Annotated in this window: 19 protein-coding genes; 12 read left to right on the top strand and 7 right to left on the bottom strand. The window is 49.2% G+C overall.

The annotated features are described in order from the left end of the window. Positions 1–72: 72 nt before the first annotated feature. A complete protein-coding gene (gene metG / locus SPIBUDDY_RS06090; protein WP_041381147.1) occupies positions 73–2289 on the bottom strand; it encodes a methionine--tRNA ligase in 2217 nt (738 codons plus the stop codon). A 131-nt stretch (positions 2290–2420) separates the two neighbouring features. Between metG and hflK the strand changes: the two genes are divergently transcribed. From hflK to SPIBUDDY_RS06075, 3 genes are all read left to right on the top strand, one after another. Further along, the gene (gene hflK, locus SPIBUDDY_RS06085) at positions 2421–3404 is read left to right on the top strand and encodes an FtsH protease activity modulator HflK (RefSeq protein ID WP_013606878.1); all 984 of its coding nucleotides are present in this window, start codon (positions 2421–2423) and stop codon (positions 3402–3404) included. Next, positions 3401–4405, top strand: a complete 1005-nt coding sequence (hflC, locus tag SPIBUDDY_RS06080) for a protease modulator HflC (protein WP_013606877.1) — start codon at positions 3401–3403, stop codon at positions 4403–4405. Before hflK ends, hflC begins: the two co-directional genes overlap by 4 nt. Positions 4406–4482: 77 nt before the next feature. Then, complete coding sequence (locus tag SPIBUDDY_RS06075) at positions 4483–5154, top strand: haloacid dehalogenase-like hydrolase (RefSeq protein WP_013606876.1); 672 nt, start codon at positions 4483–4485, stop codon at positions 5152–5154. On the opposite strand, the gene SPIBUDDY_RS06070 is transcribed toward SPIBUDDY_RS06075, so the two are convergent. Both SPIBUDDY_RS06070 and SPIBUDDY_RS06065 read right to left on the bottom strand, forming a co-directional pair. After that, a complete protein-coding gene (locus SPIBUDDY_RS06070; protein WP_013606875.1) occupies positions 5136–6791 on the bottom strand; it encodes a hypothetical protein in 1656 nt (551 codons plus the stop codon). The two genes, SPIBUDDY_RS06075 and SPIBUDDY_RS06070, sit on opposite strands and share 19 nt — an antisense overlap. Next, on the bottom strand, positions 6788–7528 hold the full coding sequence (locus SPIBUDDY_RS06065; protein WP_041380613.1) for an ABC transporter ATP-binding protein: 741 nt from the start codon (positions 7526–7528) through the stop codon (positions 6788–6790). The genes SPIBUDDY_RS06070 and SPIBUDDY_RS06065 overlap by 4 nt, the downstream gene beginning before the upstream one ends. Before the next feature lie 219 nt (positions 7529–7747). On the opposite strand from SPIBUDDY_RS06065, the gene SPIBUDDY_RS06060 reads away from it, so the two are divergent. Next, positions 7748–8968 carry an argininosuccinate synthase gene (locus tag SPIBUDDY_RS06060; RefSeq protein ID WP_013606873.1) on the top strand — a complete coding sequence of 407 codons (1221 nt, stop codon included), beginning with the start codon at positions 7748–7750 and terminating at the stop codon, positions 8966–8968. Positions 8969–9052: 84 nt separating this feature from the next. Then, positions 9053–9523 (top strand): nucleoside deaminase, encoded by a 471-nt coding sequence (locus SPIBUDDY_RS06055; RefSeq protein ID WP_013606872.1) that lies wholly within the window; start codon positions 9053–9055, stop codon positions 9521–9523. 1 nt (position 9524) lies between these two features. Here SPIBUDDY_RS06055 and SPIBUDDY_RS06050 read toward each other — a convergent pair whose 3' ends face one another. After that, positions 9525–9851, bottom strand: coding sequence for an ArsR/SmtB family transcription factor (locus SPIBUDDY_RS06050; RefSeq protein WP_013606871.1), 327 nt, complete (start codon positions 9849–9851; stop codon positions 9525–9527). Positions 9852–10024: 173 nt separating this feature from the next. On the opposite strand from SPIBUDDY_RS06050, the gene SPIBUDDY_RS06045 reads away from it, so the two are divergent. Together SPIBUDDY_RS06045 and SPIBUDDY_RS06040 are read left to right on the top strand one after the other, a co-directional pair. Then, positions 10025–11320: a citrate synthase gene (locus SPIBUDDY_RS06045; protein ID WP_013606870.1), complete on the top strand. Its 1296-nt coding sequence runs from the start codon at positions 10025–10027 to the stop codon at positions 11318–11320. After that, positions 11307–11972, top strand: a complete 666-nt coding sequence (locus tag SPIBUDDY_RS06040) for an HAD family hydrolase (RefSeq protein ID WP_013606869.1) — start codon at positions 11307–11309, stop codon at positions 11970–11972. Before SPIBUDDY_RS06045 ends, SPIBUDDY_RS06040 begins: the two co-directional genes overlap by 14 nt. Here the strand turns inward: SPIBUDDY_RS06040 and icd are convergent. The 3 genes from icd to SPIBUDDY_RS06025 form a co-directional block, all read right to left on the bottom strand. Then, positions 11964–13193 (bottom strand): NADP-dependent isocitrate dehydrogenase, encoded by a 1230-nt coding sequence (icd, locus tag SPIBUDDY_RS06035; RefSeq protein WP_013606868.1) that lies wholly within the window; start codon positions 13191–13193, stop codon positions 11964–11966. The two genes, SPIBUDDY_RS06040 and icd, sit on opposite strands and share 9 nt — an antisense overlap. Next, positions 13193–15130, bottom strand: coding sequence for an aconitate hydratase (locus SPIBUDDY_RS06030; RefSeq protein ID WP_013606867.1), 1938 nt, complete (start codon positions 15128–15130; stop codon positions 13193–13195). The genes icd and SPIBUDDY_RS06030 overlap by 1 nt, the downstream gene beginning before the upstream one ends. Positions 15131–15191: 61 nt before the next feature. Continuing rightward, a complete protein-coding gene (locus SPIBUDDY_RS06025) occupies positions 15192–16379 on the bottom strand; it encodes an MFS transporter (RefSeq protein ID WP_013606866.1) in 1188 nt (395 codons plus the stop codon). Positions 16380–16461: 82 nt separating this feature from the next. Between SPIBUDDY_RS06025 and SPIBUDDY_RS06020 the strand changes: the two genes are divergently transcribed. The 5 genes from SPIBUDDY_RS06020 to SPIBUDDY_RS06000 all read left to right on the top strand — a co-directional run bounded on the left by SPIBUDDY_RS06020 (position 16462) and on the right by SPIBUDDY_RS06000 (position 20489). Next, on the top strand, positions 16462–16926 hold the full coding sequence (locus SPIBUDDY_RS06020) for a divergent PAP2 family protein (RefSeq protein ID WP_013606865.1): 465 nt from the start codon (positions 16462–16464) through the stop codon (positions 16924–16926). A 91-nt stretch (positions 16927–17017) separates the two neighbouring features. Beyond that, positions 17018–17767 carry a basic amino acid ABC transporter substrate-binding protein gene (locus tag SPIBUDDY_RS06015; RefSeq protein WP_013606864.1) on the top strand — a complete coding sequence of 250 codons (750 nt, stop codon included), beginning with the start codon at positions 17018–17020 and terminating at the stop codon, positions 17765–17767. 175 nt (positions 17768–17942) lie between these two features. Continuing rightward, the gene (locus SPIBUDDY_RS06010) at positions 17943–18725 is read left to right on the top strand and encodes a basic amino acid ABC transporter substrate-binding protein (RefSeq protein ID WP_013606863.1); all 783 of its coding nucleotides are present in this window, start codon (positions 17943–17945) and stop codon (positions 18723–18725) included. Positions 18726–18892: 167 nt separating this feature from the next. Beyond that, positions 18893–19753 carry an amino acid ABC transporter permease gene (locus SPIBUDDY_RS06005; RefSeq protein WP_013606862.1) on the top strand — a complete coding sequence of 287 codons (861 nt, stop codon included), beginning with the start codon at positions 18893–18895 and terminating at the stop codon, positions 19751–19753. Continuing rightward, positions 19746–20489, top strand: coding sequence for an amino acid ABC transporter ATP-binding protein (locus tag SPIBUDDY_RS06000; RefSeq protein WP_013606861.1), 744 nt, complete (start codon positions 19746–19748; stop codon positions 20487–20489). The genes SPIBUDDY_RS06005 and SPIBUDDY_RS06000 overlap by 8 nt, the downstream gene beginning before the upstream one ends. The last annotated feature ends 52 nt before the right edge of the window (positions 20490–20541 follow it).

Below are 20541 nucleotides of genomic sequence, written 5' to 3'. Positions count from 1 at the left end.
TTCCCACCTTCCCTTTATGAAACAATGGGGGCCCCCACGGCCCCCAGTAGTACTAGATACGCGTATGGGTACTCAACCCACCGGACCGTCCAGGTACTGCTTGGAGGTTAGGTACACTCCATCTTTCCCGACACTCTTGCCGTCGATCTTCACCACCCCACCTTCCGTAACGATAGGTATGGAGAAGAAATGATCAGCCTTCACATATGGCAAGGCTTCAGTTGGTGCTTCATAGCCCTCAGGAGTAAGCATGGTGCCTACTGCAAACTGAGGAGCAAACAACACTTCGCACGTAGTGTGTTCCTCTGCCTGGGGATCACTTGCAGCAAGCAACATTCCACAGCTTTTCACACCGCGGAAATTGGCAGGCTTGAGGTTGCTCACCACCACGATATGCTGACCCTCCAGTTGCTCAGCGTTGTAGTACGGTACTATCGAACTGACAATGGTCCGGCTTTCCTCTTCCTTCATATCGAGGGTGAGGATGTACAACTTATCACCCTGGGGGTGTTTTTCAACATTGACGATTTTCGCAACCTTGAGAATGACTCTCTTGGCAAACTGTTCAGCCAGGCTTACCTGGTCTTCTTTTTGTTCCATTTTCTTCTCCAACAACGTGGTTTGTTCTTTTAATTTGCGTTCTTCCTGCGATCCGCTGAAACGAGTTCTCAGACTCTCAATACGTTCATCCTCGAGCTTGGTGAAAAGCAATTCGGGCTGGGTGAACGCTCCGATTCCCTCAGCTTTTCCCAAGTCGGTCCAACGAGCGTTTTCAGAACCCAGGAAAGCGAGAATGCGAGTACTGGTGGTCGGCATGTAAGGCTCGACCATAATACCCAAGTCCCTGATGAGATAGATCAATGTCTTGAGTAGACTCATAGCTTTTTGGGGATCGCTGTTCTTCAGTTTCCAAGGCTCCCCATCCTGAAAGGCTTTATTACCGATTGATGAGAGGGCGAGAATCTGGCGCAAGCCTTCACGCTCTTCGGCACGCTCGAGCAGTGCATCAATCTCAGCTTCCTTAGCAATGACCTGCTTCCACAGCTCCTCATCGAGAGAAGCCTTAAGAAGGGATGCATCCGGATAGAACCGCTGGATGAACGTAAGGGTTCGGTTCACCAAGTTCGAAAGATTGCCGATAAGCTCTCCGTTGACCTTCTCCTGGAAATCTGCCCAGGTAAAGGTAACATCGCTCTTCTCGGGACGGTTGTAGAACATATAGAATCGCCAGACATCTGCAGGAATGCCTGTGTCCTGTACATCGTTGCCAAAAATACCGATACCGAGGCTCTTGCTGAACTTTCCACCTTCATAATTGAGGTACTCAGTACTGCTCATGTGGTGCAGCATGGTCCAAGTCTCGCCGGATGCCAATTGGCAAGAGGGGAAAATTACTGTGTGAAAGGGAATATTGTCCTTGCCGATGAATTGAAACAACTCGGTGTTTTCTGGATCCCCCCACCACTTCTTCCAGTCCTTGGTTGCATTGGCACTGATGGAGACATACCCGATCGGTGCATCGAACCAGACATAGAATACCTTATCCTCGTACCCCGGCTTGGGTACAGGAATGCCCCACTTCAAATCACGGGTGATACAACGTTCCTTCAGACCGTCACGAATCCAGGACTTGGTAACCTGAATGGCATTGTTGGCCCAAAAGCCCTCTTTGCTTGCCTTCTCCATCCAGCCTTCCAGAAGCGGCAAAGCTTTGGGGAGATCTATATAGAGGTGTTTTGTTTTCTTCGGAACAGGACGGGTGCCGCATACGCCGCACCGGGGGTTTATCAACTCGATGGGATCAAGCAGGGTCTGGCAGCTGTCGCACTGATCCCCCCTTGCTCCTTCTGAATGGCAGTGCGGGCAGGTGCCCTCAACGAAACGATCGGCCAAAAAGCGTTGGCATGAAGGGCAGTAAAGCTGCTCCAATTCATGCTCGCTGATGTACCCGGCAGCATCCACTTTAGTGAAGATGTCCTGCACAATCTTGGTTTGTTCCGGGGTACTGGTTCTGCCGAAATAATCGAATGCTATGTTGAACCATGCGTAAATATCACGATGAATCGCATGATAGCGGTCGCACAATTCTCGGGGGCTCACCCCTTCTTTCAAGGCGCGGGTCTCGGTTGCCGTACCATACTCATCGGTACCGCAGATGTAGAGGGTCTCATACCCTTTGGAACGGCAGAAACGTGCAAATACATCAGCTGAGAGAACTTGGGTCAAGTTTCCCAGATGCGGGATATTATTAACATACGGAAGTGCACTGGTTACGAGTCTCTTTTTCATAGGGGACATCATAGCCCTCAAAAGCGTTTATTTCAATGGCAAACTGGACATTGTTACCAAGATTACGACCTTGACGATACCCAACTGTATGGGTACATTGAAAGAGTGCTACGGCACCAACAGGAGTTATTATGGATACCATGCAGCAACCACCGAGGCCTGCGCGAAAAGTGAACAATATCAGCCCTAAGCTAGTAATCTGGGTTATTGTCGCAATCGTGCTCGTCATGTTGGTTCTCAGCAGTTTCTTCGTCGTCGACCAGACTGAACAGGCAGTTGTGCTTCGCCTCGGCAAGTATAACAGAACCGTCGGCCCAGGCCTTCAGACCAAGATTCCCCTGGGAATCGAGGCTAGTTATAACGTTCCAACGCAAGTTGTGCAAACCATGACCTTCGGGTATCGCCAGAACAGCAGTACCTCTTCGCTGTTTGGGAACACCGACTACACCAATGAGTCATTGATGCTTACCGGTGATTTGAACATCATCGATGTACAGTGGATTGTGCAGTACAAGATTGAAGACCCTGTAAAATGGATGTTCAACGTTGAGTCCAGGGAGACCACCATCCGTGATATCAGCCAGAGCGTCATGAACAAACTGGTTGGAGACCTTCCCATTCTTTCAGTCATGACCAGTCAGCGTACCCGAATCGAGGTAGAAGCCCAGGACAACATGCAAAAGTTGTTCGATGATTTCGGCTTGGGAGTAAGAGTTGTCACCGTTAAGCTGCAGAACATCGTTCCTCCCGTGGGGCAGGTACAGGATGCTTTTGAGGATGTAAACAAAGCAATCCAGGACATGAACCGCTTAATCAACGAAGGTAAGCAGAACTACAACAAAATCATTCCTTCAGCCCGCGGTGAAGCCAACCAGGTCATCCAGATTGCAGAAGGCTATGCCAGTGAACGCGTAAACCAGGCAACCGGTGACGTAGCACGTTTCAACAGCGTGCGAGAAGTGTACGAGCAGAGCAAGAATATTACCCGTACTCGTCTCTATATTGAAGCGATGGAGTCAATCATCAACCCCACCAGCGAAGGTTCGGTCACCTTGGTTGATAAGAATTTGGCCAACTTCCTTCCGATCCAGATGCTTGAAGGAGGTACAAAATGAAAGCACGTACCAACAGAAAACTTATTACCACTTTGGTAGTTGTAGTTGTATTCTTGGTGGTGTTCATCCTGCTCGGCCCCTTCTACATTCTGTATGAAGGCCAGCAGTCGGTTGTCACCCGCTTCGGCAAAATTGTTGATTCTGCGAGTGACTCCGGCTTGAAGTTCAAAATGCCGCTCATCGACAACGTAATCATCTATCCCAAGAAAATTCTCAGCTGGGACGGCGCTGCACAGCGTATCCCCACCAAAGAGAATCAGTTCATTTGGGTTGATACCACTGCACGTTGGAAAATTTCAGATCCAGCCAAGTACTATGAGACGGTGAATACCGTCAACAATGGTCTTTCCAGGCTCAATGACATTCTTGACTCTTCGATTCGCACCATCATCAGCGAGAACTACCTCAATGAAGCTGTACGAAACACCAACCAGATCAATTCCATGGTTGTAGAAGAACAAGTACAGAGTCTGGATGTTGAGAGCAACGAGGATGCTGAGACGCTGAGAAACCTCACGGTCACCCAATCCCGGCAGGAAGTCATCTCCATCGGTCGTGATGGGCTTTCAACCAGGATGTACAATCAGGCAAAGCCGTTTACTGATGGATTTGGCATTGAGCTGATCGATATCGTAGTCCGTCAGATTCGCTACAGCGACGACCTGACAGAGAGCGTCTACCAGAGGATGATCAAGGAACGTAATCAGATCGCCGAGGCATACCGCTCGTATGGACGCGGTCAGCTTGCCCAGTGGCAAGGCAAGACCGAGAGCGAGCAACGCCAGATTCTTTCTGCTGCATATGCAACCAGTGAAACGAAAAAAGGTATCGCTGATGCGAAGGCTGCCCAGATTTATGCCGAGGCCTATGAAGCCGATCCTGAGTTCTTCGAGCTGTGGAGAACCCTGGAGTCGTATCGCAAAACCATTCCTGCCTTGAATAAGATTCTGAGTACTGATATGCAATATTTCGATATGCTTTATGGAAAAGACTTTATCTAGGCTACTTGATTCCGATTGTTTGGAGGAAGGGAGAATATCCCTTCCTCTTTTTTTGCCCATTTGCTACACTTTCACGCATGAGCAAGCGAGATTGCATACTCTTCGACTTCGATGGGACCCTCTACCCTATTGCTCCCTATGACAGCGAGCAGCGATTACTACGCAAGAATGCCGAGGGCAAGGGGACGCTTTTCAGGATGAGGACCAAGCGACTCATCGCACAAGACCAAGCCGGAAAGCTCCTTGATGGAGCTTTTCATCGACAGTATGCCCGCCTCATTCGAAGTGTCACCCCACAGATGATTGAAAATGTCGCCCATGACGTATCCTCCCTGGTTACTGATTCAGATGTGCAAGCCTTATCAGATGTAGCCAAGCAGGCAGACCTTGCGGTGCTGACCTGCGGTACGGAGAATCTGGTGGAAGCTTTTTTGAGATACGTAGGCTTGGAAAACCACTTCTTTCTTATCAGGGGCAAACGAATAATCTGGGATGAAAGCGCAAAGGCTCAACTGATTGTGGACATCGACAGGCCCGAAGCCAAGGCAACAGCCTTGGAGGAACTGAGGCTTACCTACCGCTCGATCATTGCCGTCGGTGACGGTCCTACCGATCTGCCTATGTTGCAGGCCTCAGATTTTGGCCTGATCATCGATTGGAACAAGAAACAGAGAGACTACCCATTTGAGACGCATAGCAGTCTTAGCAGCATTTGCACCCGTATCCTAACCTACCTTGACAGGGCTTGAGACGCCTGGTCGACACACAGACGATAGGCATACCGCACAAGCAGCAGGACAAGGGCAAAGAGCAGGCATGCAAAATATATGAAGGGGATATTCACAAGGGAGGGAAGAATGAGGAAGGCGGCTGCCACCACCTCCAGCACAAACGAGATTCCCAATCCGATCAATCCATTGGTGTTGCTCTTCATTGCTTGCTGGGCCAAGGTCCAATCGAGTTTGGGATGTTGGTAATCAATGCCAAGATGCAAAATAGAAGATAAGAGAATCAAGGACAGTGATAGAGGGGCCATCCAGATCAGATGAAACAAGCTCAATTTGAAAAAAACCAACGACAAGCTTATATAGACCAAATTGGGAAAACCTACCAGCAAAAGGTGCAGCAACAACTTTGCCTGTACATAGACTGAGGGAGAAACAGGATACAGCCGGTCATAGATGAACATGCGCCCCTGTCTGGAAACGCTGGTGGAACTGAGCATGCCTAGGTTTGCCACCAAGAGCATAATCAGAAAGAGAAGCTGTGCAAAGAAGGGAAACGCCTTGAGGGTGTCAGCCATTACAGCCATCTCATCCATAACACCGGTCAGCATATAGACAACAATCAGGATAACGGGGATGAAAAGTTCGCCGGCTAATTCAAAAAGAAAACTGGAATTGGATCGGATGACTACCAGCTCCCGCTTGAGCAGTGCGGCCATCTGACTGGTTGCTTTGAAAGCAACAGCACCACGTCTGCGTGAGCGGGCGCTCTGATTGCTTAACAGCTTGGAGAGATTCGCCTGATACGTGCCGACCACCAAGAAGCCTACCGCCCCAAGGCAGACCAAGGTAAGGGCTAGGGTCTTGAGGACGGAAGCAAAGGAGAAAAGCTGCTCCGACTGCAGTTTGAACAAGGTCAGTTTCTGTTGCAGGGTAGTAAGAAGCGGAGCAAGATTTGTCAGCATGGCCTCATATTGGAAGTCCAACAATGAGTCTTGGCCGAGATTTCTGGTGAATGAAGCACTCATTCCTACAATGAGGGCCACCAGCAAGACCATCGGACCGATCTCCTGGAGAAACCGAAACCGCTTGCCCCCGCTTATGACGATAAACAGCAGGGAAAGGGCAACCGAGCAACAAAGCGGCAGTATGGGACCGATTAACAAATGCAGGATACCAAAGAGGACATAGCTCAGGGAAATACCTTGGATGAAGGTTCCAATCACAAGCGAAGGTAGCGTGATAAACCAATACAGTGGTGCGTAGTGAAGGTACAAGAGTATCAAACGGCTTATCGACAGGGAGGATTCGGACACCTTCAGCGAACGAACCAGCAGAATATCCTTGGCGGTATACAGAAAATCATGGATGGATGTCATGCTGAACAACAGAACAACAAAAAATGAGGTAGCTGATCCTAAAAAAAGTCCCAACAGTGGGGTATCCATCAACATTCCAAGCATTTGGTACCCATAATAATTGACCCCAAGCAACAGTGAAAAGTAGACAAACATGACAATGAGCATCAGCGTAAGCAGTACGGAAAGCAACTTGGACCTGCTTCCTTTCTTTGAAAAACTCAGACGCTCAAGAGCACTTGCAATCGGTTTGTTGCCCAACCAATAGGCCTTGACCAAAAGAATAATGGTTTTCCCGTTCATGAGAGCTTCCCTTCTTCGGTCAACTCCAAGAAGAGTTGCTCAAGGTTTTCCGTCCCCTCCCCTTTCTTTGCCTGCAACGCTTCAAAGGTGCCGCTATAGAGCAGCTTTCCTTTGGAGATAATACCCAAGGTATCACACAGCTGCTGGGCGACTTCAAGGACATGGGTGGAGAAGAACACGGTGTTGCCCGCCTGTGCATAATCTTTGAGCAACTGTTTAAGGATATAGGAAGCCTTCGGGTCGAGACCGACCATTGGTTCATCCAGGATCAACAGCTTGGGAGAGGGAAGCAACGCTGCAATTACCGAGAGTTTTTGTTTCATCCCATGCGAATAGCTGGAAATCTGATCAGAGAGCGCATCATACAGCAATAAGGTCTTTGCCAAGGTTTCAATGCGTTCCTTGCGAATAGTCTGCTCCACTTCATAAATATCAGCTATGAAAGAGAGATGCTCCATCCCGGTCATCCGTTCATAGAACACCGGCTCATCGGGGACATACCCGATATTCTGCTTGTAAGAAAGAGCGTCGGTTTTGCTATCCTTGCCATCAAAGAGGATGGCTCCCTGATCAGCGGTCAACAGACCGACCAGCATTTTAATGGTGGTACTTTTTCCGGCTCCGTTCGGACCGAGAAAACCGAAAATCTGGCCACTTCCGATGGAAAGCGATAGATCATCAACCGCATTCCTTTTCTGATTTCCATAGCGCTTAGTAAGGTGTTTACATTCCAACATGCCTGCAGTATAGAAGGGAATTATTACTTTGACAAGTTCTATTTCGATAATTTTCGAATTAGTTTTATTGAATATTAATTCATGATTATTAGGAATATTTTCTGATAAAACTGCATATTTCAACCATTTATAGAATATTTATGCAAAAACCTCTTGTCATTCTTATCGCTGTTTACTACACTACATCCAGATTAAACATACCGAACAGGGAGAAATCATATGAACAAGGAAAAAATCATTCTTGCGTATAGCGGAGGGCTGGACACCTCTGTCATCCTCAAGTGGTTGGCCAATAAAGGCTTTGACGTCATCGCCTATGTTGCCAACGTCGGGCAGAATGAGGATTTTGCCGCTATCGAGAAAAAGGCACTGGCCACAGGCGCTTCCAAGGTCTATGTTGAGGACCTGCGCAAAGAATTGGTAACCGACTATATTTTCCCTGCCTTGAAAGCAAATACCATCTATGAAGGTACCTATATGTTGGGGACTTCCTTGGCCCGGCCGATCATCGCTAAACGCCAGATTGAAATCGCCCGCAAGGAAGGGACCGTCTATGTAGCACATGGTGCTACCGGCAAGGGCAACGACCAGGTTCGCTTTGAGTTCGGCTATTACATGCACATGCCCGAAGTCAAAATCATCAGCCCTTGGAAAGACCCTGAATGGCTCAGTCAGTTTGAGGGAAGAAGCGATATGATCGCCTATGCCCAGAAATATGGCATCCCAATCAAGGCTTCCACAAAAAAGCCGTACAGTGAGGATGAGAATCTCATCCACATCAGTCATGAAGCAGGGATTTTGGAAGATCCCTCCAAGAGATGCGAAGAGGATGTGTTCAGTTTGACCCTCAGCCCCCAGAAAGCCAATGACAAAGAAACCCTACTCACCTTTGAGTTCAAGGATGGAATTCCTGTCTCTGTGACCAATGAGGAAGACAAAACTGTGGTTACCGATCCGCTAGAGATGATTCTCTATCTGAACAAGCTCGGGCACGACAATGCCATCGGTCGCGTTGACATGGTTGAAAACCGCTACATCGGCATCAAGAGCCGCGGTGTGTACGAGACTCCTGGTTGCGAAATACTGTGGAAAGCCCATCACAACCTCGAAGGCATAACCATGGATAAGGAAGTGATGCACCTGCGTGACGGCCTCATCAGCAAATATGCCGAGCTCATTTACAATGGTTACTGGGGAGCACCTGAGTTCAAAATGCTTACTGCCGCCTTCGAGCAGAGCCAAAAGAATGTCAGCGGAACCAGCAAGGTTGTTCTGTACAAGGGCAATGTCATCTTCGCCGGAATCTCGAGCCCCGTTTCCCTCTACAATGAGGCACTCGGTTCCATGGATAAGGCTGGAGGATACCAACCGGTGGACTGTAAGGGATTCATCAACATCAACGCCATCCGCCTTATGGCAAGTGCCAAGCGGGATTCCTAGAACCTCTACCGCCTCTTCTCGAGGCGGTTTTTTTATGGAATTGCCGGCCTTTTTCATGGTACAATTCCCGTACAAGGAGCTTTCATGGATGAGCGCACGTACTTGATCCAAGCAGTAGAGAAGGCACGAGAAACAATGCTCCAAAATCTGGGGGGACCTTTTGGGGCTCTGCTTGTCGATACCCAAGGCCAAGTGTTTGTCGCTTCCAATACAGTATTGGGAAGTAACGACCCGACAGCGCATGCCGAAGTAAACGTAATCAGACAGGTATGCAAGCAGAAAGGGACCCATGACCTGCAAGGTTGTATTCTCTATACCACCTGCTATCCCTGCCCCATGTGCCTGTCAGCCTGCATTTGGGCAAACATCAAGGAAGTATATTACGGCTGTACCGCCCAGGATGCCGAGGCCATTGGATTCCGCGATGATTTCATCTATCGGTATATCAACGAGGGATGTGATGATCCTTCAGTACTTACACTCAAGCAGAGCGACCGGTCGGCTTGCCTTGTACTATTTGAGGAATATGCAGCGCTCGACAAAACGTTGTATTGAGTTACTGCAATTCCTGATAGTGCTCGGTTCCCAATGCCAAAATTTCGTGAATGTGTTCGTCGTTGAGTCGATACAGAACGTTGCGACCATCCTTGCGAAATCGAACCAAACGGCAAGCCCTCAGCAGTTTCAACTGTTGGCTGATGGTACTCTGTTGCATGCCAAGCTCCTCACTGATCGCGTTCACACCCTTCTCCCCTTGTTCCAGCAGAAAAAGGATCTTAAGGCGAGTCGGGTCTCCAAAGACCTTGAAGAAATCGGCAATATCTACAATTTCTTCTTCCAACGGTAAAACGATTTCTTCTTTTGTGGCATTCGGTGTGTGCATATAAATAGTATATAGTGTGCAAATTGAAATGAAAAGTAAAGGATTCAGTGCAGCTGTATTCTCAAAAACCGGAATTTAGGATACATTTTTGACATATCGTGTCCAGTGGTAGGCCGAAAGATCTCACTTTCCCGCGAATTATATGCAACAGACCCCCTAAAGGAGGCAGGTATATGGATATTCAGAAAGAAGCTGCCAAGCTTGTACTTGGCGACAAAGAAGTGGACCTCACCGTCATCACGGACAATATGGGAGGAAAATCGATTGATATTACCTCCCTGCGCAAACAAACAGGTTTCATAACCTATGATCCCGGATTTGTAAATACCGGCTCCTGTATGAGCTCCATTTGCTTCGTTGACGGTGAACGAGGCATTCTTCGCTATCGCGGATACGATATCGAGGATTTGGTGGATAACTGTGACTTCGTCGAGGTTGCTTACCTGCTCATCAAAGGAGAACTTCCGACTCTGGCTCAACGGCATACGTATGCCGAAATGCTCAACCGCCATTCTCTGCTGCACGTGGACATGCGCAATTTCTTCCGCGATTATCCGCAGGAAGCCCATCCGATGTCGATTCTTTCAGCCATGGTTGCTTCCCTATCGGCATTCTACCCCGAACTTGAAGATGTAGATCCTGAGGAAAACGTCGACCTCACCGTCAGTAGACTTCTTTCAAAAATGAGAACCATTGCCGCTTTCAGCTATCGGCAGATGAACGGTTTGGATTTCGTCGACCCTTCCTACAAGTTCTCCTACTGTGAGAACTTTTTGAACATGATGTTCAACACTCCGGTAAATGCCTATATTCCGGACCCCTTGCATGTAAAAGCTTTGAACATTCTTTTGATTCTTCACGCCGACCATGAGCAGAACTGTTCCACCAGCGCAGTACGCCTGGTTGCCAGCAGTGAAGCAAATCTCTATGCCTCGGTTGCCGCCGGTTGCTGCGCATTATGGGGAAGCAAGCACGGTGGGGCCAACCAGGCAGTGATGCAGATGCTCAACCAAATCTATTCCGAAGGCTTGAGTATCGAGAAGGTATTGGAGTTGGCCAAGAGCAAAGACTCAACATTCCTGCTCTATGGATTTGGGCATCGTGTCTATAAAACCTATGATCCAAGGGCCAAAATTGCCAAGAAGCTGTGCCAACAAATCCTTGGGGCTGACAGCCAAACCGATCCTTTACTGCAAATTGCCATGGAGCTCGAGCAGGCGGCTCTCAAGGACCCGTACTTCATTGAACGCAATCTCTACCCCAATGTAGACTTCTACACCGGCATCATCTTTCACGCCATGGGAATTCCCGAATCGATGTTCACGGTACTATTCGCCATGGGCAGGCTTCCTGGATGGATCGCCCATTGGTTGGAGTGGAGGCACGATCCCTACCAGAAAATCGGCAGACCCAGACAGGTATACTCGGGCCCGCTTGTGCGTAAGGTAGTTCCGCTTGAGGACCGATAAGGCTCTGACTTTCGACTTCAATGGTACGCTGTTCTGGGATACCGAATATCATCGGATAGCCTGGAGCAGCGTCTCCGTCCTCTATCGCAATAAGCCGTTATCACTCGCTGAAAGTCATTACCTGAATGGAAGAACCAACAGCGAAACCATCGCCTACTTGTTGGGACATATGCCCGATGCTGAGCAATTGGCACGCATCAGTGAAGACAAAGAGTTGCTGTATCAAGAGATTTGTATGAAGAATCAGCCTTTGCTCCTTGCTCCAGGGTTTTTGGATTTGGTAGTTCGTGCCAAAGAGCAGGGAGTAAGGATGGCCATCGCCACCAGTGCAGGCAAGTCCAACATTGAGCGATACAAGGCTTGGTTCAAACTGACCGACTTCATCGATGAGAATCTGATCATATACGATAACGGCCTGCGCAAAGGGAAGCCAGAACCCGACATCTACCTCGATGCCTGCAAGGCACTGGGAATGGAAGGGCGACAATGCATTGTCTTTGAGGATACCAAGGCCGGCATCCTGTCAGCCCAGGCTGCAGGAATCGGCAGTATTTGGGCAGTTCTCAGCCCTGGCAGTGATACTCAGACAATTAAGGCCATGGAGGGTGTCCATGGCCTACTAAACGACTTTTCGCAATTTGCCTTAGAGTAACGCAACCAACCTTTGGCCGAAAGCTTGCGTCCCCAACTGGGTGCAGGCCCTTCCTTCCTTGACCATCGCTTGGTAGAAATCAGACGTTACAGCGCCAGCCTCAATGGCCTTTCCAACCGCACACTTGATCAGGGAAGCAGCTTCATCCCATCCCAGATAATTGAGCATCATCACTGCCGAAAGGACCAGGGAGAGCGGGTTGACCAAGTCTTTGCCTGCAATATCGGGGGCTGTCCCGTGAGTAGCTTCAAAAATTGCATACCCATTGTCATAATTGATATTTGCCCCTGGAGCAATACCGATCCCCCCTACTTCCGCCGCCAAGGCATCGGAGACATAGTCACCGTTGAGGTTCAAGGTGGCTATCACATCGTAGGCCTCAGGCTTGAGCAGGATATTCTGTAAAAAGGCATCACAGATGCAGTCCTGGATATATAAAGGTTCTCCCTCTGTTCGGGGAATGAATACGCGTTTCTTCGCATCCTCCTGGGCACCAAACTCACGTTTGGCAAGCTCATACCCCCAGGCGTTGAACCCTCCTTCTGTAAACTTCATAATGTTACCCTTGTGCACCAGCGTAACATTGCGTCGGTTGTGTTCAAGGGCATAGGTAATCGCCGAGCGGATCAAACGTTCACTGCCCTCACGGCTTACGGGCTTTATGCCCAGTGCACTGCTGTTGGGAAAGCGAATGTTTTTCACCCCCATCTCATCGGTAAGAAAGTTCAGAACCTTCTGTACACCACTGCTTCCCGCCTCCCACTCGATACCGGCGTAAATATCCTCAGTATTCTCACGGAATACCACCATATCGACCTTCTCAGGGTGTTTCACTGGTGAGGGAACACCGGCAAAATATTCCACCGGCCTCAGGCATACATAGAGGTCCAGACTTTGGCGCAACGTTACATTCAGCGATCTGATACCCTTGCCGACCGGGGTGGTAAGCGGCCCCTTGATAGCTACCTTATAGGTATTGACTGCTTCCATAGTCTCTTCGGGGAGGTAGGTGCCTACGGTATCCTTGGCTTTTTGGCCTGCCAGTACTTCGATGAATTGGATCGAGCGCCTTCCCTGGTAAGCTTTTTGAACAGCTTGGTCGACAACGTTTTTCATGACGCTGGTGATCTCAGGACCGACACCATCGCCTTCAATACAGGGAATGGTTACGTGATCGGGTACCGAAAGCTTACCGTTTTCTATGCTAATCGCTTTGTCCATCAAGCTCTCTCCTTCAAAATGTTGAGCAACCCACCGCTGATGAGCATGCTGCGCTGTTCATCGGTGATATCGCAACAGAGGGTGATCTCGGTACTCCTTGTCTTGTTTTTCAGTACCACTTCACCGCCTTTGATTTGCTCTTTCACGTTTTCCAGCAGCAATTCATCGTTGGCTTCAAATTTTGCATAATCCTCTTCATGGAGGAAGGTAAGCGGAATGATGCCGAAGTTGCAGAGATTGTTCTGGTGGATGCGCTCGATCGAAACAGCGATGACTGCCTTCACTCCCAGGTACATCGGACAAATGGCGGCATGTTCACGACTGGAACCTTGGCCGTACGAAGAACCGGCAACAATGAAGTTGTCCTTGCCCCTGTCCTGATTTTCGGTACATCGCTGACTGAAGTGTTCATCGATCGGTTCAAAGACATACTTGGAGTATACGGGAATATTGGAGCGGTACTTGAGTCGACTCCCCGCCGGCATAATATGGTCCGTGGTGATTTTGTCCCCAACCTTGATGGTTACGTACCCCTCCAAATGCTCTTTCAATGCAGTATTCTTGGGAGGTTCGCCGATATTGGGACCGCGGAAGATTTCCACCTTCGAGCCATCCTCTGGGGGAAATACAATCATGGAGTCATCAACCAGAAATTGGGTCGGATGCACTACTTTCGGGTAAGGAATACCGTGATCACTGAGCGGGTCGGTGAACACCCCGGTAATTGCCGCCAAGGCAGCAGTCTCGGGACTTACAAGGTAGACTTGTCCACTCTTGGTGCCGCTTCGTCCTTCGAAGTTTCGGTTGCTTGTCCTCAAGCTCACCCCTTCGGTTCCGGGGCTCTGATGGTTGCCGATGCAAAACCCACAGGCACTTTCGAGAATGCGTGCACCACTTTGGATGAACTTGCCCAACGAGCCGTCTTTGCTGAGCATCAACAGTACCTCGCGGCTTCCGGGTGCAATACCCAGACTCACATGCTCTGCTACCGTGTGGCCATCCAAAATATCGGCTACCTTCTTCATGTCTGCATAGCTTGAGTTGGTGCAGGAACCGATAAGAACCTGCTCGACACGCTTGCCGGCAAGCTTGGAAACCTTCTCAATGTTTCCCGGTGAATGCGGACAAGCCATTTTGGGTTCAAGCGTCGATAGGTCGATCTCAAAAAGGCCGTCGTAGGAGGCATCCTCATCGCTAGATAAAGCAACCCAGTCCTCTTCCCTGCCCTGGGCTTTGAGGAAGATCCTGGTTTTCTCATCGGAAGGGAAAATACTGGTGGTAACTCCGCACTCGGCTCCCATATTGCAGATGGTGGCGCGCTCAGGCACTTCCATAGAGGCAACGCCTGTCCCGGTGTACTCGAAAATGCAATTCACATTGCCTTTCACCCCGTAGTGTTCAAGAACGGTTAGGATTACATCCTTTGCAGCCACCCAAGGGCGTAGTTTTCCGGTAAGCCTGATTTCGATAACCTTGGGGCTGATGAGATGGAAGGGACCACCGGCCATGGCGACTGCAACATCCAAGCCTCCGGCTCCGATGGCGATCATACCGATGCCACCTCCGGTAGGAGTATGGCTGTCGCTTCCAAGCATGGTCTTACCGGGTTTGCCGAAGCGTTCCAAATGAACCTGATGGCAGATGCCGTTGCCCGGACGGGAGAAAATTACGCCTTTTGCGGCTGCTACCGTTTGCAGGTACCGATGGTCATCGGCATTTTCATAACCGACTTGAATGGTATTGTGGTCGACATAGCTTACTGCCAGTTCATTCTGCACACGGGCCAAGCCCATTGCTTCAAATTGGAGATACGCCATCGTGCCTGTAGCATCCTGGGTCAGTGTTTGGTCGATGAGAATGCCTATCGGCTTTCCAGTCTCAAGCGTTCCCTCCTTCACGTGTGAAAGAAGAATTTTTTCTGTCAGCGTCTTGCCCATATACCACTCCTATCTCAGATGATGCAACCATTGTATACGAATCAGCTGCATTGTGTAAAACCTAATGCTTCCTCCGTTCCCAAAACAATGCAATTGCCATCTCAACACTCACCAAAACAAGCGCGCAGATGGCGACCACGAATAAAAGCCGTGAAAAGGAAAGATGTTCATACACATACCCTCCCCCCACAGCTCCCAAAATGGTGCCGATGGTAAGCAGAACCTCGTGGATTATCATGCGCTGGGAGCGGTTGACACTGCCGCTTGCACCATGAAACATGCTTTGGTCGTAGGCGAAGGCAAACAGAAAACCGAATACCAAAAAGAAGAACGCGTACGGAATCGGGGATGTAAAGCTGGTAGCCAGAAGACAGAACAGGGCAAAGAGAATCTGAACCAGGAAAATATAGCGCTTTTTGAAATGCCAGAACTCAAGCTTTCCCAAAGCGAGAAAGGAGAGGCAGGTTGCCACACCGCGTATGAGCAGCAGCAGGCCGGTCTGGCTTTCACTGATGCCAAGCACATCCTGGGCATAGAGAGGGAAAATGGTAAGAATTACGCTCATGCCACTGTACAGGGCGATAATTCCAGCCCAGGCATAAAAGCGAAACGGGGTGCTCTGATCGATTTTGGAATTGGTTTTGTTCTCGGTGTGCTCACTCTGAACAGCTCGGATACCCGGCACCAAAGCACTACTGATTGAAATGATGAGATAGACGACACCGAATATTGCCAAGCCGACAAAAAACGGCATCGTCGTGGAAAACTCAACCAAGAGACCTGCAATATACGAGCTTACCCCCACCCCGAAAGACCAGGAGAAATTGAACGCATTCGCTACCCTATTGAGGCTTGCCCCTTCTTTCCCACGGGAAAACCATCCTTCAATCTGCGGCCATAAAAGGCTCATGAAACCGCCATAGAGCGCCAGGGCAAGATAGGCAACCGGCAAAGAATGCGTGCTGACAAAGAGGTATACTGCAAAAGCCATGCCCAACAGTGACAGTTGTACCAAGTGGCGTGGCCGGTAATGAATAGTATAAGGAGAGAGAAGAATGCAAAATACAAGGTAGGTGGCAGGGCTGATGGAAGCGGCAAGGCCGATACGGTCTGCACTTAGGGCGAAAACACGTCTGAGGTGGTACACCAGAGCAAGGTTGACCATGGCAATGGTCAATTGTGCGAGAAAAGAGGAGACGTTCAGGACCCAGAATTGGATGGTGTCTGTTTTTGAGGACGATAGGTACATGGTTGGCTCCAGATGATGATACGGACACTGTATAGCGAAGAGTGATTATTGCGCAAGCAGGAAAAACAGGCTACTGTAGGGTATGAACAACGACTTGTTTGGCAATGCCCCCTTTCTTTCAGCAGCCCTCTCATTTTTCCTTGCGCAACTGCTCAAGCCGTTCGTCAATGCCTTGTTTGAGCGCCGCTTCGATTGGCATTTGCTTATCAGCACAGGCGGGATGCCCTCCAGTCATACGGCAGGAGTCATCGCATTGGTGACCAGCATCGCCCTCACCCAAGGCATCGGGACCGTCTACTTTGCCATAGCAGCAACCTTCGCTGCAGTTGTCATCCACGATGCCATGGGTATCAGAAGGGCGGCAGGCAAGCAAGCCGAGGTCATCAACGAATGGAGCAGAATCCTCAGCGATATCCATCGGGAAGGCCAATTCACCCCGGAGAATCTGAAGACCATGTTGGGCCACTCTTTCAGCCAAGTGCTGGGTGGAACCTTTCTTGGCCTTATTGTGGGTTTATTCATCACAAACGCCATCGTAGGGTTGTAAAGTCTATGTTTGCATAGATATTCACCTTTGCTTGACTTTTAGTGCATATGTATGCATGATGCCTTGTAAGACACTCGTACAAGGAGTTTTTATGAAAAAAACACTACTGATCATCTCAATCCTCGCTCTGGCGACCACGTTGATGTTCGCACAGGGAAAGAAAGAAGATAAAAGCGGATATATCTTCGCATCCGACGCTACCTGGCCTCCCCTCGAATTTGTGGAAAATGGGCAGCTCACCGGCTTTGAAGTCGAGCTGATGCCTCTTATCGGCGAGAAGGTTGGCACCCAGATGAGCGTGAAGAATATCCCTTGGGACACAATTTTCGCAGGGCTGGCAAATGGGGCGTATGATGGAGTCGCCAGTGGAGTAACCGTGACAGAAGAACGCAAGGCTTCCATGGATTTTTCCACTCCCATCCTTACTGCCGGTCAGGTGGTAATCATCCGAAGCAGCGACAGCGCCAAGGTAAAGGGTATCGGCGACCTCACGAATAAGAAAATCGGCGTACAGATCGGCACCACCGGTGACTTTGCCTTGGAGAACTACCCTGTTCAGAGAAAAGCCTATGACGATATCGGGCTTGCCATCGAAGACCTGTTGAACGGCAACGTTGATGCAGCGGTGTGTGACTCCCTGATTGCAAGTGACTTTGTCCTTGCCAATGAGAACTATAAGAATCGCTTGATGGTTGCAGGTGCTCCGTTTACCGAAGAGGATATCGCCATTGCTGTTCAGAAGGGCAACAAGACCCTTCTTGATCTGATCAACAAGGGTCTCGAACTTGCCAAGGCTGATGGTAGCTTCGACGCATTGAAGCAGAAGTGGAATTTGCTGTAAGTACTGCAGGTGCAGGATGAGGGGAGCTTTTGCTCCCCTTTTTTCTGTCAAAATTCCGCATTTTTGTTCAAAGATATTCAAATAATGCTATTTTTTATGCATATTTATTCTCTTATAGTTGACATTCAATGTATAAGTATGCATTATACGCATATCCAAATTAAGGAGTTTTACCATGAAAAAGCTTGGAACCCTCGCTCTGATCATTTTGCTCGTAGGCTCTGCATTCCTTTTTGCCCAGGGGCAGAAAGAGAGCACAAAATCGTACGTCTTTGCAGCAAACTGCGCTTGGCCTCCGCTCGAGTTCGTCGATGAGAAAGGGGATGTCGTCGGCTTTGAAATCGATCTGGTCAATGAGATTGCAAAGGTGAACAATGTACAGATCACCATCCGCAACGTAGCATGGGAAGGCATTTTTGCAGGTCTCGCAAACGGTGCTTACGATGCAGTGGCAAGCGGTGTTTCGGTAACCGAGGAACGCAAGGCAACCATGGACTTCTCCACTCCCATCATGATCATCACCCAGGCTATCCTGGCACCGATTGCAGACACAACACTCTCCAATACCGCAAGCCTCAACGGCAAGGTCGTCGGCGTTCAGCTTGGTACCACCGGACATATTTTCCTCGACGATTTCATGAAGCAGAATCCTTCCTTCAAGGCTACCATCAAGGCGTATGACGAGATTGGCTTTGCCATCGAGGATATGCTCAACGGCAATCTGCAGGCTGTGGTCACCGACAGTGTCATTGCAAGCGACTTTGTATTATCCAATCCCAACTATGCCAGCAAACTGAAGGTGGCGGGAAGTGCAAGTGACCTTGGAGATCCCGAACCGATTGCCATCGCCATGCTCAAGGGAAACAAGGAAGTACTTGATTTGGTGAACAACGGTCTGAAGCAGATTGAAGAGAGCGGCAAGATGGCCGAACTGAAAAAGAAGTGGAACATCCTGTAATAATCTGAGTTCCGTTGTTTCGAGTGCAAGCCACCTTCGGGTGGCTTGTTACATTTAGGAGGGAAGAAACTTGGGATTGCTTGAATAATTATGCATCATAGCTTGACTTTAACTGTATAATTATGTAGTACTACCCTGTATCAAAAATTCTTTCCCTGTGAGTATATATGGAACATACACCTACTGATATTGACGAGTACAAACTGCAAGCGGTTCGAAAGAAAGTAGTTTCCGTCGATCCCAATGCCCAAAAAAAGAAACCTCTCACCATCCAGATGACTGATGGAGTGCTCATCCCCCGCAAGGACGACGGGCACATACTCAACTCTTGGAGAATTACATTCTTCAGTGCGATTGCTTTGCTTGCTGCACTGGTTATTTTCAAACCCAAACCGTACATGGATATTTTCCTGGTAACAATCAAGGGTGCACCGGTAACCTTCCAAGCAACCATTTTTGCCATCATCGGGGCCTTGGTCATCGGCACCATCACCGGCCTAGGATCGGTGAGTAAGAAAAGATGGGTCAACATGGTAAGCGGCGTATATGTCGAACTTATCAGAGGCATCCCTCTTTTGGTCCAGTTGATCTTCATCTATTACGCAATGGGAAGGTTCTTCAAGATTGAAGGCATGATTGCAGCCGTTGTGGCCCTGTCAATCTGCTTTGGCGCCTATATGGGTGAAATTGTACGAGCAGGCATTCAGGCTATTCCCAAAGGCCAGATGGAAGCCGCAATCGCTTTAGGGCTGTCCCGCTCGCAGGCGTTCCGGTATGTAATACTTCCCCAGACCATCAAGGTCGTCCTGCCGGCAATAGGCAACGAGTTCATCTCCATGCTGAAGGATTCCTCATTGGTTTCCACGATTGCACTGAGCGACATCCTGCGCAAAGGCAGGGAGTATATCTCCAGAACCTTCCTTTCGCTTGAGACCATGTTGGTCGTTGCCCTCATCTATCTCATCATCACCCTCCTGCTCTCCCGCCTGGTTGGCATGCTGGAGGAAAGGTTGCACGAAAATGGCTAGAATACGCATTGAAGATCTCTCCAAAGATTATATTACTACCAACCATACCGTGGTGAAGGCTGTCAGACATGCCAACCTAACGGTTGAGCACGGGGAGGTTGTGGTTATCATCGGACCTTCGGGCAGTGGGAAATCCACACTGCTGCGCAGCGTAAATAAACTCGAACATCCTACCGGAGGAAAAATCTTCATCGATGAGGATGAGGTGACCGATCCCGATGTCGACCTCAGAAAAATTCGTGAGGAAGTAGGCATGGTATTCCAATCCTTCAACCTTTTTCCTCATCTTTCGGTGATGGAGAACATCACCCTTGCTCCGCTTAAGGTTAAGAAGCTCTCCAAAAAAGAAGCTGAGAAGCAAGCCATGGATTTGCTGAGGTTGGTCGGACTTGAGGAAAAAGCCCAAGTCTACCCTCCCCAGCTCTCCGGAGGGCAACAACAGCGCGTAGCGATCGCCCGGGCTTTGGCGATGCAACCAAAAGTAATGCTCTTTGATGAACCGACCAGTGCATTGGACCCGGAGATGATCAAGGAGGTTCTGGATGTCATGCTCAAGCTTGCCAAGAGCGGCATGACGATGCTGTTGGTTACCCATGAAATGGGATTCGCCAGGGCTGCCGCAGACAAGGTGGTCTTCATGGATGAGGGAAACATTGTTGAGATCGGCAAACCCGATCAGATGTTCAGCAATCCCACGAACGAACGCACCAAACTTTTTTTGGAGCATATTCTCTGAAAATGGGGCCGCAAGGCCCCTTTTTCATAGCTGATAGATTTCTACTAGTGGC

This window comes from Sphaerochaeta globosa str. Buddy, from assembly GCF_000190435.1.
Classification (GTDB): domain Bacteria; phylum Spirochaetota; class Spirochaetia; order Sphaerochaetales; family Sphaerochaetaceae; genus Sphaerochaeta; species Sphaerochaeta globosa.
This window is presented reverse-complemented; position numbering and strand designations above follow the sequence as displayed.

Excerpts from the sequence above, each read along its gene's own strand:
- SPIBUDDY_RS06070 (WP_013606875.1), bottom strand. The coding sequence starts at position 6,791 with ATGAACGGGAAAACCATTATTCTTTTGGTCAAGGCCTATTGGTTGGGC.
- SPIBUDDY_RS06000 (WP_013606861.1), top strand. The coding sequence starts at position 19,746 with ATGGCTAGAATACGCATTGAAGATCTCTCCAAAGATTATATTACTACC.
- icd (WP_013606868.1), bottom strand. The coding sequence starts at position 13,193 with ATGGACAAAGCGATTAGCATAGAAAACGGTAAGCTTTCGGTACCCGAT.
- SPIBUDDY_RS06015 (WP_013606864.1), top strand. The coding sequence starts at position 17,018 with ATGAAAAAAACACTACTGATCATCTCAATCCTCGCTCTGGCGACCACG.
- SPIBUDDY_RS06050 (WP_013606871.1), bottom strand. The coding sequence starts at position 9,851 with ATGCACACACCGAATGCCACAAAAGAAGAAATCGTTTTACCGTTGGAA.
- SPIBUDDY_RS06005 (WP_013606862.1), top strand. The coding sequence starts at position 18,893 with ATGGAACATACACCTACTGATATTGACGAGTACAAACTGCAAGCGGTT.
- SPIBUDDY_RS06075 (WP_013606876.1), top strand. The coding sequence starts at position 4,483 with ATGAGCAAGCGAGATTGCATACTCTTCGACTTCGATGGGACCCTCTAC.
- SPIBUDDY_RS06020 (WP_013606865.1), top strand. The coding sequence starts at position 16,462 with ATGAACAACGACTTGTTTGGCAATGCCCCCTTTCTTTCAGCAGCCCTC.
- hflC (WP_013606877.1), top strand. The coding sequence starts at position 3,401 with ATGAAAGCACGTACCAACAGAAAACTTATTACCACTTTGGTAGTTGTA.
- SPIBUDDY_RS06060 (WP_013606873.1), top strand. The coding sequence starts at position 7,748 with ATGAACAAGGAAAAAATCATTCTTGCGTATAGCGGAGGGCTGGACACC.
- SPIBUDDY_RS06045 (WP_013606870.1), top strand. The coding sequence starts at position 10,025 with ATGGATATTCAGAAAGAAGCTGCCAAGCTTGTACTTGGCGACAAAGAA.
- hflK (WP_013606878.1), top strand. The coding sequence starts at position 2,421 with ATGGATACCATGCAGCAACCACCGAGGCCTGCGCGAAAAGTGAACAAT.
- SPIBUDDY_RS06030 (WP_013606867.1), bottom strand. The coding sequence starts at position 15,130 with ATGGGCAAGACGCTGACAGAAAAAATTCTTCTTTCACACGTGAAGGAG.
- SPIBUDDY_RS06065 (WP_041380613.1), bottom strand. The coding sequence starts at position 7,528 with ATGTTGGAATGTAAACACCTTACTAAGCGCTATGGAAATCAGAAAAGG.
- SPIBUDDY_RS06010 (WP_013606863.1), top strand. The coding sequence starts at position 17,943 with ATGAAAAAGCTTGGAACCCTCGCTCTGATCATTTTGCTCGTAGGCTCT.
- SPIBUDDY_RS06025 (WP_013606866.1), bottom strand. The coding sequence starts at position 16,379 with ATGTACCTATCGTCCTCAAAAACAGACACCATCCAATTCTGGGTCCTG.
- metG (WP_041381147.1), bottom strand. The coding sequence starts at position 2,289 with ATGAAAAAGAGACTCGTAACCAGTGCACTTCCGTATGTTAATAATATC.
- SPIBUDDY_RS06055 (WP_013606872.1), top strand. The coding sequence starts at position 9,053 with ATGGATGAGCGCACGTACTTGATCCAAGCAGTAGAGAAGGCACGAGAA.